This window comes from Actinomadura sp. SCN-SB (genome assembly GCF_043906805.1).
Classification (GTDB): Bacteria; Actinomycetota; Actinomycetes; order Streptosporangiales; family Streptosporangiaceae; genus Spirillospora.
Map to the genome: position 1 here is coordinate 1 of NZ_JBIMPP010000211.1, position 368 is coordinate 368.

Annotated in this window: 1 protein-coding gene; it reads left to right on the top strand. The window is 62.2% G+C overall.

Features of this window, described 5'->3' with window-relative positions; all coding sequences use genetic code 11:
* Positions 1-368: proteasome accessory factor PafA2 family protein (locus tag ACGWYJ_RS39090; RefSeq protein WP_395111767.1), on the top strand; the 368-nt coding region annotated here is incomplete at both ends.

Below are 368 nucleotides of genomic sequence, written 5' to 3' on the forward strand. Positions count from 1 at the left end.
ATCGATTGGGTGACCAAGTACCGGTTGATCGAGCGGTATCGGCGTAAGTACGACCTGCCGTTGTCGTCTCCGCGGGTGGCTCAGCTGGATCTGGCGTATCACGATGTGCATCGTGATCGGGGGTTGTATTACCTGCTGGAGAAGAAGGGCGCGGTGGAGCGGGTGGCGCGGGATCTGGCGATTTTCGAGGCGAAGTCGGTGCCGCCGCAGACGACGCGGGCGCGGTTGCGTGGGGAGTTCATCCGCCGTGCGCAGGAGAAGCGCCGTGATTTCACGGTGGACTGGGTGCATCTGAAGTTGAACGATCAGGCGCAGCGCACGGTGTTGTGCAAGGACCCGTTCCGTTCGGTGGACGAACGCGTCGACAA